The following is a 13,402-nucleotide window of genomic DNA, read 5'->3' as shown; positions in this document are numbered from 1 at the left end:
CTGGTCGCGCTTCTTTCTCCGCGGCTGCTGCTCGTCGGTGGCGGGAGCGGCTTCGCCGGCGGGTGCCTGTTCGGCCTGCTGCTGCTGGTCGCGTTTTTTCCTGCGCGGCTGCTGTTCGTCGGTGGCGGGAGCAGCCTCGCCGGCGGGTGCCTGTTCGGTCTGCTGCTGCTCGCGCTTCTTGCGCTCAGGCTTCTGTTCCCCTTGCTGTGCGCAGGCTTCGGCCGATTCGCCCTCGGCGCAAGCCGCCTGGGCCAGAACCAACGGTGCGGTGCCGCGTTGCATGGAGCCGAACGCGGCACTTCCCTGAAGCGGGGATGCGCCCAACGGCGCGGATGCCATCAACAGGCCAAGTGCTGTGCCTGCCAGAATCCGTGGTTGGCGTTTCATCGAAATTTCTCCTTGTGGGGTCCCATCCCTGCCCAAACCTTCATCATCCATATTGGTTCCGGTTTGCGGGCATTACCGGCAACGAAGGACGATTGACCGGCGTTTTGAAGGCAACTTCATGTTTTTCCTATGGTGGAGCGGCTTTGGCGGCGATTGCGGTGCTTGACCTCGGCCTCCGCCGGGGCCACATCCCCAAAATGGAAACGCCGTTCTGGAAAACAAAGACGCTGGAAGAGATGAGTCCGGCCGAGTGGGAATCGCTCTGCGACGGCTGCGGCAAATGCTGCCTGTCGAAGCTCGAGGACGAGGATACCGGTGAGATCTACTGGACCAGCGTCGGCTGCCGGCTGTTCGACGCGCAGACTTGCCGCTGCGCCGACTATGCCAACCGGCTGGCGCGCGTTCCCGATTGCGTCGGCCTGACGTCGCAGAACGTGCGCACCATCAGTTGGCTGCCCAGCACCTGCGCCTACCGGCTGGTGGCAGAGGGCCGCGACCTCTATTGGTGGCACCGGCTGGNTCAGTTGGCTGCCCAGCACCTGCGCCTACCGGCTGGTGGCAGAGGGCCGCGACCTCTATTGGTGGCACCGGCTGGTGTCGGGCAGTGCCGAGACCGTGCACGAGGCCGGCATCTCGATGCGCGGCCGCGTTAAGGCGAGCGAGACCGAGCTCGCCGAGCCCGAGGATTATTTTGACTATATGCTCGACGAGGAGCCTTGAGGCTCATAACCGCAAGGCGCGCCGGAAGCATGAACCGGGGCAGGGCGTTTGGGGGGCATATTGGTGGAGAACCGGCCAAGCTTTCCCTTTCCCGCCACATGAACCGCAGATGAACGGCGAGTTCGTAAATAGTTCAGACAGGCTAGTGCATTCTCCCACCATCGGTTTCACGAGGACGGGCGCAAGCCCGCAACAAGGAGAGAGAACCATGTACACCACGATCAAGACGGCGGCCCTTTCGGCCCTGGTCGGCCTCGGCACGCTGGCGGCCATTCCCGCCCATGCCGACAGCCTCTATCTCGGCTTCGGCAACAACAACGATCCGCGCTTTGGCGTCTACGCCGGCGACGACGGATACCGGCATCGCCGTGACGAGCGCCGCGACGACTGGCGCGGCGACGGCTGGCGCCGTGGCTGTTCGCCGGACCGGGCCCTCGACAAGGCCGAGCGTATGGGACTGCATCGCGCCCGCATCGTCGACGCCAACCGCCGTGTCGTCAAGGTCATGGGACGCCAGTATGGGGACCGCGTCGTCATCGTATTCGCCAACGAGCGCGGTTGCCCGATCATCAACCGCTGAGCGGGAGGTCTGGTCGTAGCGGCATGATCCTAGCGGAGCCCCTTTCCCAATCGGACGGGTGCGGCTCGAAAAAACCCCGCGGGAGCGATCCCGCGGGGTTTTTCATGCGCCGGCGGACAATCCCACGGCCGGGCGTGGGCTCGGCCAATGGAATCACCAGACCGGGTTACTTCAGTTCAAAGGTAACGGTGACCTGGACGTTGTAGGCGTTTTCGCCGGCCTGTACCGGAGCCGCGCCGGCCGCGGCATCGAAGGCCTTGGCGTTGATCGGCACTGGTGCCGGCCTGATGTTCTGATCCGTGATCTCGAGCACCCGGCCGAGGCTGACGCCGGCCGCCTCGGCGAGCGTCTTGGCCTTGGCCATGGCGTCGGCGACCGCCTTCTTGCGCGCTTCGGTGACGGTGGCCGCCGGATTGTCGTTGGTGAAGGCGATGCCGCCGCCCTGGTTGACGCCGAGCGACACCGCCTTGTCGAGGATCTCGCCGGTCTTGTCGACGTCGCGTACGCGCACCGACAGCGTGTTCGTCACCTGATAGGCGACGAGTTCGGCCTCCTGGCTGCCGTCCGGCTTGTTGGTGTAGTTGTAACGCGGATTGATCTGGATGCCCGCGGTCTGGAGATCGCGGTCCTTGATGCCGGCCGCCTTCATCGCGGCGATCACGGCGGCCATGGCGTCGTTGTTGGCGTCGAGTGCCGCGCGCGCGGTCTTGGCCTCGCGCATGACGCTTAGCGTCAAAAGGGCCAGGTCGGGAGCAATGGTTGCTTCGCCTTCACCCGACACGATGATACGGGGCGGCGTCGGCAAATCGGTGGCTCCAGCCATCGCCGGGAAAGCGACTGCAGCGGCGAGCGCGAGGGGCAAAAAATGTCTGGTCATGAAAATCTCCTTGGTCTGCGATCAGGTCGCAAGCGTCGCGTAGAGCGCGATTATGGGTTGATTTGGGCGATCTGCGGAAGCCCGTCGGGAAAGCCTTGTGCCGCGATGCGAAAAACATTAATCCAGCGCGCGTGGGGCCTGTAGCTCAATGGTTAGAGCCGGCGGCTCATAACCGCTTGGTTGGGGGTTCGAGTCCCTCCGGGCCCACCATCCAGTCCCCCCGTTTTTTGGGGTTTTCGACCGTCTCGGAATAACTCCGACATTTCCGTGGGTTAGCGCCGAGTAGTGGGCAACACTTGGCTGAGACGCCGTAGTGAACGCCCAAAACACCTGACTTTTAGTCGTCCGTCTCTGTCGGCGAATTCCGTAGCCAAGTGTTTGCCAAAGCGATGGTCGACTGATCAGCGAGATGCTCGCCGGATGGTTAGAAGCCAAGGAGTGAAGCCTGGTCAGCCCAGGCAAGGGGGAGGTCCGACAATCGGGACAGCCGGTGCGCCGTTAATTCAACAGGCAGATCACCTGCAACGATGTTGGCCGCAATTTTAGGAGCGAGGAAAGCGAAAGGCAGGAGGCGGCTGACCTCGGATGTATCGGTGCCGTTTAGCATGGCAACGTCGGTGAGGCTTCGGTGGGCTCCGTCGGTAATCTGACCGAGGTATAAGTGCGCTCGACGCAGAAGGTCGATCAAAGCACCATCGGGTTCTCGGCTTATGTTAGATCCGTCTGTAAGCAAGATCCGCGTTTCGACGCCGCGCCGCTTCATACCGATTGGGCATTCGATGGAAGCTAGCTGGGCGCCCTCGTTTGGTGGCAGTGTCCGGTCGAGAAGCAATTCCGAGAGCGAGCGGTGATCCACTTCGATGGTCAATGATCCCGGTTTGAGGGTGATCTTGCGAACGATCTTTTGAAGCATGGATCGCTTCGCGTATGCACTGTCTGAAACCCAACACGACCGCATCTCATCGGCTCGCCGCATCGCCGACAGGATTTCGCCAGCGCCGGCCCATTGCCGAATCCAATCAGACAGTTGGGCATGGTCGCTCAGAATCCGATTCAGGCGATGCTCAACAACTGATTCAAGTGCCTGCGCTGCAAGACGCCAGCCATCGGACCCGTTTCGGCGCTGGTCGACGAATTGCTTTGAGACATAGTAGCGGTAGCGAACACCTTGCTTGTTGGCATGAACCGATCGCAGTTTCTCGCCGGCTTCATCGAAGAGCAAACCGGTAAGCAAATGCGCTTGCGTGACATTCGCCTGGCTTCGCCGCCGCGGCGCCTGAGAGACAAGGAGTGTCTGGACCGCCTCGAACGTTGCGGACGTGACAATCCGCTCGTGCTCTCCATCGTAGACTTGTTCCTTATGCCTGATCTTGCCGATGTAGATCGGGTTTGAAAGAAGGTGGTAAAGGTTGCCTCGACCAAAGGGCATGGTGACGGCAACTGATCCGTCTTCGCGTTGTCGCGTCCGTTTCGAAAGCCCATCGGCCGCAACCTCGTCGACAAGATCTCGGACCGACTTCAGGGCGAGATAGCGGTCGAACAGGTGTCTGACTGTCTGCGCTTCGGTTTCGTCGATCACCAGCTTGCGGTACTCGACGCGGTAGCCCAAGGGCACCACGCCACCCATCCACATGCCTTTCTTCTTCGATGCAGCGATCTTGTCCCGGATACGCTCGGCCGTGACCTCCCGCTCGAACTGAGCAAAGGACAGAAGCACGTTGAGCGTAAGCCTGCCCATAGAGGTGGTGGTGTTGAACTGCTGCGTTACCGAGACAAACGAGACGGAGCTGGCATCGAAGATCTCGACGATCTTGGAGAAGTCCATCAGCGAACGGGTAAGGCGATCGATCTTGTAGACCACCACAACATCGACCTTTTTGTCCCGGATGTCTTGCAGCAGACGCTGCAGGGCAGGGCGCTCCATCGTGCCGCCCGAGATGCCGCCATCGCCATAGTGGTCTGGCACCAGCTTCCAGCCGAGACCGACCTGAGATGCGATGAAGGCGACGCAGGCTTCGCGTTGGGCATCGAGCGAATTGAATTCCTGCTCCAATCCCTCTTCCGTCGACTTTCGCGTGTAGATGGCACAGTTGAGGCGAGGAATTGCTGTCATAGCCCAAAGAACCTCGGGCCAGACCAATGGGCGCCGGTGATGCGGCGGGCGACTGCCGACAGCGATGCGTACGTCGTGCCGTCAAGCACGAAGCCGTCGTCGACAACCTCGACGATATGCATCTGGCCATTCCATTCCCGCATCAGGCGGGAGCCGGCTTTTGGCGGAAGAGATCGTGGCAGCGAGATTGATGCCCTATCCGATGATGCGGGGCGGAGCGATGGAACTTCATCCTGGCTATCCGGCCCAGTTTTGCTCGCCTGGGCAGCATTCACGTTGGTCCGGCCTGCGTTGCCTGTCCCCAGTGTTTTCTTGACGGTCGAAGTCAAACCACCCAAACGCTTTGCCTGGAGGTGCCAGGCAGTCGATCGTTCAAGCAAACCGCGTTTGACCCCTTTGGGTGGGAGACAGCCGTAGGCGGTTGCCCAGGCCGCAGATAGTTCGTCGCGCGTGAGATCGCCGACTCCGGCGATCTCACTATCTAGATCGAGCCGCTTGCGCATCGAGGTCAACCGGCGGTCTTCGCTTCGACAATGCGATATCGCCGTTGTCCGTCCTTGCCGGTTTCGCTGAGGATTTCGTGGCCTAGCTTCTTCTTGACGGTGCCGGAGAGGAAGCCCCGCATGGAGTGCGCCTGCCACCCCGTCGCATCGATCAAGGACTGGATGGTAACGCCTTTGGCCGACTTCAGCTTCTTGATGACGATGTCGGTTTTGGTTGGCCCTGCGGGCGCTACGTCCTTTGCCTGCTTTACGATCACCGAGACGGTCACACCGGACTTCTCGCGCAGCTTCCGGTTTGGGGTGCTGTTGTCGACGCTGGACGCCGTTTCGCCTGCTTCGGTGTTGTCGGCCTTGGCGGTGGTGTTATTGAGCATAGCCATTTGAAAGCTCCATCAGTGCAAACCCGGACCATTCCGGCGCTTGTACTGGCTGAAGCCCGCTGTCCTGGCGGGCTGGAGATCTTGCTCGGTCTTATTCGCCGCTTTCTGGTGCGCTGGGAACACCAATGCTTCGTTGCCGTATGAAGTCCAGTCGAATGTCGCTCCCGCGCGGTTATGCGACGCAGTTCCCGGCGGAGGGAGGGAGGGCTGCTTTGCGCCTCATGTCGGTCATTCGCGTTCCCGCTAGTATTGCCAGAAGCGGACATTGCCGATGATCCCGGCCTAGTTTGAGGTTGATCATTAAACGACCATACCGGCCTCGTTCAGGGGGCTGATCCCTACTGTCCCAGTTCGCTGCGCTAGCCCGATGCTGCAAGCAGCCGTTTCGGCCGCTTTTCGATCCGCAGTTTCGACCCCTCCGCAAATTGCTCGAGCACTGGGTGCAGCAGTGCTTTCGCTTCGTCAGGATGTCCTCGTCCCTAGTAAAATCATCACCTATAGCCGCCAAAAACGGTTTAGCGCTACCGACCGGCGTCAGCATCAACGCGGAAATCGATCTGTCCATAGCCAACGAAATCCACACCTTTGCGTAATCGAGCAGGGGCGAGTGGGATGGAAGTCACGCTCGAGTTTCCATATTCGAATGCGGCGATGGGATTTGGCGACGGCTGCCTAAGATTGAAGATATCTTGACCAATTCTGGAAGCGACCTGGCTTTCATTTTTCGCATCGCCTGGCCTCGATGCACCTTAACCGTAATCTCGCTGATGCCGAGCTCGTATCCTATCTGCTTGTTCATTAGACCCACGACAACCAGATCCATGACCTCCTTTTCACGTCGGCTAAGCGACCCGTAGCAATCACTGGCCGCTCGCATGCTCGAGGCAAGCGCGAGCGCTTCCTTGCTCCGCTCGAGTGCCTGCTCGACTGCCTGCAACAGTGCCTCTTCACTGAATGGCTTGGTCAAGAAATCGACGGCACCGCCCTTCATCGCTTTGACAGCCAGCGGCACATCGGCATGTCCAGTCACGAAAATGATTGGCATTTCAATTCGCTCTACCGAGAAAAGTGCCTGCAGATCCAATCCATTAAAATCGGGGAGGGTGATATCCAAGATCAGGCAGTTTGGAACAAGGGCCTTCGCTCGATAAAGAAAAGCTTCCGCCGTTTCGAACGTCTCTGGCATCCAGCCACCTGAGCGGACAAGCAAGTCCAACGATTCACGCACAGACAAGTCGTCATCTAATACGAATACGACCGGCTTTTCGCAGTTGCAAAGATCATCAGGCGTGGAAGTTCCAAGCATTATCAGGTCCTCCATGGTCATAACGTTGTTTGACACGCAGCCCACCAGTCGCAAGGATTTTCCTTAGATGCGATTGGGTGGCTATTGGTGGAGTGCCTCTATCCGTGTTCGGGCGGCATCCGCCGGGTACAACGGGACGTTTGCTCAAACGGCGCTGGATAGCTTGTTATACGTTGTTAAAATCTGTACGCCGCTGTTGCGGGTACGGGCACCGTTGAGCCTCGGAAATCGAGCAATTGTCCAGAGCGCGAGGCTTGTTCTCTTGCGCAATATATGGGTACGCCCTATGAGCAATCATAAAACCTATACGCAGGTATAGTCGAAACCTTCGTACAATAGATGCGCGTCGACTTACGGTTGATCGTCGTCTCGTACCTGAAATGGTTCAGGTAGCTATGGAGGACATCATGTCATCATTGTCACGACGCGAAATACTTGCAGCCACGGCCGCCGCAGGAGTTATCAGTGCACTTCCGAGCAGACTCAACGCAGCGGCAGGCGGCGAGTCCATCCGCCCCTTCAGCATGACTTTCCCGGACAAGGATTTGGTTGAACTCCGCCGCCGCGTTTCCGAGACGCGCTGGCCCGAAGCGGAGACGGTCACGGACGCATCGCAAGGTGTGCAGCTCGCGACGATCCAGAAGCTCGCCCACTACTGGGCGAACGAGTACGACTGGCGCAAGATCGAAGCACGGCTGAATGCCTTGCCGAATTTCATCACGGAGATCGATGGACTCGACATCCATTTCATCCATGTTCGTTCAAAGCACGAGAATGCGCTCCCGATCATCGTCACCCATGGATGGCCAGGTTCGATCATCGAGCAGTTAAAGATCATCGATCCGTTGGTCAATCCAACCGCCCATGGCGGCAGTGCGGCGGAGGCCTTCGATGTGGTCATCCCGTCTATGCCAGGATATGGCTATTCCGCCAGACCGAGTTCGACAGGCTGGGATACCGCCCGCATCGGGCATGCCTGGACTGAGCTGATGAAACGCCTCGGGTACAGCAAATTCGTCGCGCAGGGCGGCGACTGGGGGTCTGTGGTGACCGAACAGATGGGGCTCCAGGCGCCGCCGGAATTGCTCGGCATCCACGTCAATATGCCAGGGGCAGTACCGCCGGAAGTCGACAAAGCGGCAGCCACCGGCGGGCCGGCGCCAGACGGCCTGTCGGCAGAAGAGATGCACGCCTTTGAGCGTCTGAAGTTCGTCTACAGCAAGGGCGTTGCCTACGGCTACCAAATGGGATTGCGTCCGCAGACTCTCTACGGCATTGCGGATTCTCCAGTTGGGCTGGCAGCTTACTTCCTTGATCATGACGCATGGAGCTATGCGCTGATCTCACGGGTGTTCGCCGGCGAGAGTGCGGGCCTGACCCGGGACGATGTTCTCGACAACGTCACAATCGCTTGGCTAACGAACACAGCGATATCCGGAGCCCGTCTCTATTGGGAAAACAAGGCCACGTACTTTGGTATCAAAGGCGTTACAATCCCGGTCGCGATCAGTTCATTCCCTGACGAGATCGATCTCTGCCCGCGCAACTGGGCCGAGAAGGCCTATCCCAAGCTGATCTACTACAACAAGCTTGAGGTTGGGGGGCACTTTGCGGCGTGGGAACAGCCGAAGATCTTCTCTGCTGAACTCAGGGCGGCATTCAAGCCGCTGCGGCAGCTCATTTGACAGGAGCAGGGGCGGTTCGCCGCCCCGCTTTCCTCCCAGGACAACTCGTCAGCGCGACATGTTTGCGGATCTCGCGGTCAATTGTGCGAGAAGGCCGGTCGCTGCCATCACATCAGCTGTCCCGAGCCCCTCCGAGAAACGCTCCAAGAGCCTGCCAAGTAGATCCTCGGCGCGGGCTGCTTGCCCTTGCTTCTCCCACAGCCGGGCCAGTGATACGGCTGCCCTCAGTTCCCAGCCCACTGCGGCTTGCTTGCTGGCCCAGTAGAGTGCTTGCAGTAACGTATCCTCTGCCGCTCTCACCTCCGCCGGCGATCGTGCCAGGTGAATCTCGCCTCTGACGCGCAGCAGATCTGGGCGGTCATATGTCTCGCCGGCCTGCTCCGCCAAGACAAGCGCTCGGTCAATCAGTGAGGCGGCCTCATCCACCTTCCCACATCTAAGCATGCCCTCGGCAAGCGCTCGCAAGAAAGTCGTTGCAAGAATGTGATGGCGCTCCGCGGCCAGTGTTTCTAATGCGCCCCTCAGCAGGTCGATGCCCTCCGCTGTCTCGCCCTTCAAGACCATCAGTTCGCCCTTTAGCCCGAGGCCAAGAGCCTGATAGGGAGCTAGGGAATACTTGGTGGCGTGAACCAGGACACGCTCAATGCATTCAGTCGCTCGGTCAAAGTCGCCACTCCAGAGATAAACTGGAACTGTGTAGCTCAGTGACATGCAGATCGTCACAGGATGTTCGCGCTTCATGGCCTCTTTAACTGCCATGTCGGCGATGAGGATGGCTTTCTCCGGCATGCCCAGCAACCATAAGGCTCTTGCGTAGGCCACAAGTCCACGTGCCCTGTGATCGTAACCAAAAAAGTCGATCTGCGCGGCGCCCGAGATAGCTTCCAGCTCAAGCCCGCGCTCGCAATGTAGCCGCGCCGCGGCTTGGTTCCCGACCAGATGGTGGCCTACACCCAGCATCCACTCAGCCATTACCAGACCGGGCGGCTCACCAAGCTCGCCCGCCACGAGCATGCTCCGCTCCGCGGACGTAACCGCTCCACGAAAATCGCCGATCCGCGTGAGAAAGACGTTTAGTCCGGCGAGCAGATGCAATTTGTATTTTTCGTCACGAAGCGCCTCTGCAAGACCGATACCCCGCTCAATGGCCCGTCTTACGTCGTCACTATTTCCTCGGGTGAACATCGAAGACATTGCCAGTGCAGCTTGGAGCGCCAGCTCGGTGATTGTTCCGCGATCTGCCTCTTGTAGCGCTGATAAGCCGCGTTCGCACCAAAGCTCACACTCTCCCAAGAGGGAGAACCCCAAAAACAATGGCGCGGCACCGGCTGCAAGTTGTACGCCGATTTGCACCTCACCGAACTCCGAGAAGCTCCAGACAAGCGCAGCCCGAATATTGCCCATATGCGGTTCGTACGCGGAGACGTCTCTGCTTCCGAAGGCGGTCGATCTTGTCGCGTCGGACTTCAATCGGTTGGCAAAGTAGAGGGCGTGTCGTCTCGACAACGTCTCCTTTTCGACAGTTTCGGTGAGCCTCGTTGCTGCGTATGCTCGCGTTGTGTCCAGCAGCCGATGGTAGGTGGCTCCGCCCAGTTGAGACGTCCTGACAAGCGACTTGTCGACCAAGCCCGCGATGGCATCGGCCAGCATGGCCGCGTCGTCTCCACTTTCTGCTGCGACGGCCAATGCGTCTTCAAGGGTAAAGGCGCCCACGAAGACCGATAGCCTCAGCAGGACGGCCTTCTCGTACTGGGAGAGCAGGTTGTAGCTCCAATCCAGCATTGCCTGAAGCGTTTGATGCCGGGGTGGCGCACTCCGCCTCCCGTGCCAAAGAAGCTTGAAGCGATTATCGAGCAGATCGGCAGTTCCTCGAATTCCGTAGACGCCCACACGGCCGGCTGCAAGTTCGATAGCAAGTGCTATCCCATCAAGGCGGCGGCATATCGCTGCCAGTACCGGAGCGTCCGCATCACTAAGCTCGACTCCCAGCCCTCCGGCTGAAGCACGCTCCATAAAGAGCTGCACTGCAGGTGAGGCAAGCGCTTGTGCAGCGGTCAAGCCAGCCTCTTCCACAGGACTTTCGAGCGGCGTTAAAAGATGTACATTTTCGCCCTCTACACGCAGTGCCTCTCGACTGGTGGTCAGCAGGTGCACAAGCTGAGTTTCCGTAAAAAGCATCTCAGCAAGCTCGGCAACAGCGTCGATCACGTGCTCGCAACTATCAAAAACGAGAAGAACCGGCTTGTCTGCCAACAAAGCGACCAAGCCGGCCAGCGGGTCTTGCGCCGACTGACCGATCAGTCCGAGCGTCGATGCCACGGCGCCGGCAACGAGCGATGGTTCACCAACCGAGCCAAGGTCGAGGAAATAGATCTTATCGGCGAACTCGTCGCGCAGGGCGTGAGCGATAGCCACTGCGACAGTCGTTTTTCCCATCCCTCCTGGTCCCACGACACTGACGAACCGGCGGCTTGAAAGGAGTGAACACAAATCGGCGACCGTTCCGTCGCGACCAATCATTCTCTCCAATCGTGGGGGGAGTCTCTGAGTCCTTTTTGCGGCGCCAGCATGCGCAGCGGAGCGCCTACGATCAGTGCGTTGCACCGCCGCTACAAAGCTGTAGCCGCGACCTGGGACGTTAGCGATGTAGCGCGCACCGTCTTTTCCGTCCCCTAAAGCCTTGCGAAGGTTGGAGAGGTGTACCCGAAGACCCGCTTCCTCCACGGTTACATCGGGCCACACATGATCAATCAATTCCCTGGTACTCAGTACCTGACCGGCGTGCCCTACAAGGTAGACTAAGATATCTAACGCGCGTCCGCCGATCGCAATGGGCTTCTCGTCTTTCAGCAGGGATCTTTCGGCCGCGCTTAAACGAAATGGGCCGAAAGACGCGACCACGTCGTGAAGCCCCCCCTCGATCAGCAATGCGCTTTCCATGCTCACTGCCTCCCTTTTTTTTAGGGTTTCGCTGGCTGGATCGTAGAGCAAATGTCGTTTTCGTACAACGTCAACGCATTTCGGGGTGTGGCGATCTGCACAATAGGACGGTGGAAAGTTGCTCGCTTGGATGTGGCCCTAACCAGGTTGACAGTGGTCGCAGGACAAAGTGGAGCGTTTTCGGCGTCATCCCATACACGCGACGTTGAGAGTCACCCATGCGGTGCTTTCCAACGCTTCGCGGCGGGATTGGCGCCTGTCGGTCACCTATACACAGGTGTCGCCTACACCATCGTTCAATGGATTTAGCGTTTCCCTTAGTCGATCCTTTTGCGGACGAATGCTGAAGGAGAGCTACCATGACGAGTTCTGGAAAAGGCATCGCTCTCGTCACGGGCGCTTCGTCGGGGATTGGTGCGATCTATGCCGACCGGCTTGCACACCGCGGTTATGACTTGATCCTTGTGGCTCGCAACCAGACGAAACTGGACGACGTTGCGAAGCGCATCGCCGGCTCGACCGGCCGCGGTGTCAATGCCGTCGCAGTCGACCTCAATAGAAAGATGGATCTAGCTCGGCTCGAAACGCTACTCGAAAGCGATCCCGGCATCACTATGCTTGTCAACAATGCTGGCATGGGCGCGGTATCGCCGCTTCTGGAGACCAACGTCGGCAGAATGGCCGCCATGATTGAGCTGAACGTGACGGCGCTGACTCGATTAACTTATGCTGCGGTTCCGGCATTCGTTGCGCGGGGGGGCGGCACTATTATTAACGTCTCCTCAGCGGTGTCCATTGCGCCAGAAAAGCTGAACGGTGTCTACGGCGCGACGAAAGCCTTTGTCCTGGCTTTCAGCGTTTCGCTTCACAAGGAGCTTGCCGGCAAAAACCTACGCATCCAGGCGATTTTGCCCGGGGTAATCGCGACCAACTTCTGGGATGTCTCGGGAGGGTCGCTCGACCAACTGCCGAATAAGACACTTGAGGTTATGCAGCCAGACGATCTAGTCGATGCTGCACTTGCCGGCTTGGACCAGGGCGAGTTGGTAACCATCCCTTCACTGCCAGACGCAGGTGATTGGCACGCATATGAAGCGGCACGCCAGAAGCTCGTTCCGAACCTATCGCTCAGTGCTAATCCGGCTCGTTATCGCGTCGCCGCGGTGGCCTGACGGAATGAAGACGCCTTTCTAAAATAGTCAAATTAAAGGAGGTGAATATGAACGTTGCTCAACTGCCCAGCGAAACTGCGATCGCAACGCCGACAGCGCGAGGCGTAGACATAAGGCTCGAGGTCGCGGTCATTTCCGTTGCGGACATCGACCGTGCCAAACACTTCTATAGCGGCTTGGGCTGGCGACTGGACGCCGACCTCACAGGCGACGGATTTCGCGTCATCCAGTTTACGCCTCCTGGTTCGCCGTGTTCCGTAGTCTTCGGCTCAGGGACCAGAACGGAACCCTATGCCCAGCTCGAACTCGATGTCCTCAGAAGCTGTGGCGAGCTCGTCGTGTCGGACATCGAAGTAGCACGCGCCGAACTCGCCGATCGCGGCGTCGACGTGAGCGAAGTGTTCCACTATGCCGGCAGTGAAGGCCGCGTCATCGGTCCAGACCCTGAACGGCGCAGCTACTTGTCGTGGGCATCCTTTAGCGATCCGGCCGGAAATATCTGGATGTTGCAGGAGGTCACTGCGCGAGCGCCCGGCCGCGTCGACACTGGAGAAACCACATTTGCCTCGTCGACCGAGCTCGCGGCCGCGCTCCGGCGTGCGTCTGTGACCCATGGCGAGCACGAGAAGCGGACAGGCGGCCAGCGTGATGAGAATTGGCCGGACTGGTACGCGCAGTACATGGCGGCGGAGAAGGCGGGCAAAGCGCTGCCGATCTAAGAACGACGGCACGAAACGAG

10 protein-coding genes, 1 tRNA gene and 1 pseudogene are annotated in these 13,402 nt (G+C 59.3%); 6 read left to right on the top strand and 6 right to left on the bottom strand.

The genetic code is table 11. The features are described from left to right. The first annotated feature begins 584 nt into the window (after positions 1–584). A pseudogene (locus X741_RS1000000171545) lies at positions 585–1,107 on the top strand (YcgN family cysteine cluster protein). Between the two features lie 208 nt (positions 1,108–1,315). Beyond that, entirely contained in the window at positions 1,316–1,687 is a 372-nt protein-coding gene (locus X741_RS01000000167025) for a hypothetical protein (RefSeq protein WP_023767079.1), read from the top strand. Positions 1,688–1,853: 166 nt separating this feature from the next. Here X741_RS01000000167025 and X741_RS146650 read toward each other — a convergent pair whose 3' ends face one another. Beyond that, entirely contained in the window at positions 1,854–2,564 is a 711-nt protein-coding gene (locus tag X741_RS146650) for an SIMPL domain-containing protein (RefSeq protein WP_023779084.1), read from the bottom strand. A gap of 134 nt (positions 2,565–2,698) precedes the next feature. Here X741_RS146650 and X741_RS146655 point away from each other — a divergent pair. Further along, positions 2,699–2,774 (top strand) — tRNA-Ile (locus tag X741_RS146655). Positions 2,775–2,988: 214 nt separating this feature from the next. On the opposite strand, the gene X741_RS146660 is transcribed toward X741_RS146655, so the two are convergent. The 4 genes from X741_RS146660 to X741_RS146665 form a co-directional block, all read right to left on the bottom strand. Then, a complete protein-coding gene (locus X741_RS146660) occupies positions 2,989–4,677 on the bottom strand; it encodes a recombinase family protein (RefSeq protein ID WP_031250257.1) in 1,689 nt (562 codons plus the stop codon). Next, positions 4,674–5,180, bottom strand: a complete 507-nt coding sequence (locus tag X741_RS1000000168835) for a DUF2924 domain-containing protein (RefSeq protein WP_031250256.1) — start codon at positions 5,178–5,180, stop codon at positions 4,674–4,676. Before X741_RS1000000168835 ends, X741_RS146660 begins: the two co-directional genes overlap by 4 nt. Before the next feature lie 5 nt (positions 5,181–5,185). After that, on the bottom strand, positions 5,186–5,560 hold the full coding sequence (locus tag X741_RS01000000167020; protein ID WP_245272754.1) for a DUF3489 domain-containing protein: 375 nt from the start codon (positions 5,558–5,560) through the stop codon (positions 5,186–5,188). 619 nt (positions 5,561–6,179) lie between these two features. After that, complete coding sequence (locus X741_RS146665) at positions 6,180–6,866, bottom strand: response regulator (protein WP_051410491.1); 687 nt, start codon at positions 6,864–6,866, stop codon at positions 6,180–6,182. Positions 6,867–7,273: 407 nt separating this feature from the next. On the opposite strand from X741_RS146665, the gene X741_RS146670 reads away from it, so the two are divergent. Beyond that, positions 7,274–8,551, top strand: a complete 1,278-nt coding sequence (locus X741_RS146670) for an epoxide hydrolase family protein (protein WP_348625693.1) — start codon at positions 7,274–7,276, stop codon at positions 8,549–8,551. Between the two features lie 48 nt (positions 8,552–8,599). Here X741_RS146670 and X741_RS146675 read toward each other — a convergent pair whose 3' ends face one another. After that, positions 8,600–11,491, bottom strand: coding sequence for a winged helix-turn-helix domain-containing protein (locus X741_RS146675; RefSeq protein WP_156937923.1), 2,892 nt, complete (start codon positions 11,489–11,491; stop codon positions 8,600–8,602). A gap of 359 nt (positions 11,492–11,850) precedes the next feature. Between X741_RS146675 and X741_RS146680 the strand changes: the two genes are divergently transcribed. After that, positions 11,851–12,663, top strand: coding sequence for an SDR family oxidoreductase (locus tag X741_RS146680; RefSeq protein WP_023779076.1), 813 nt, complete (start codon positions 11,851–11,853; stop codon positions 12,661–12,663). Between the two features lie 47 nt (positions 12,664–12,710). After that, complete coding sequence (locus tag X741_RS146685) at positions 12,711–13,382, top strand: VOC family protein (RefSeq protein WP_023779075.1); 672 nt, start codon at positions 12,711–12,713, stop codon at positions 13,380–13,382. Positions 13,383–13,402: the final 20 nt, after the last annotated feature.

It is taken from the genome of Mesorhizobium sp. LNHC221B00, assembly GCF_000502935.1.
Lineage (GTDB): Bacteria > Pseudomonadota > Alphaproteobacteria > Rhizobiales > Rhizobiaceae > Mesorhizobium > Mesorhizobium opportunistum.
This window is presented reverse-complemented; position numbering and strand designations above follow the sequence as displayed.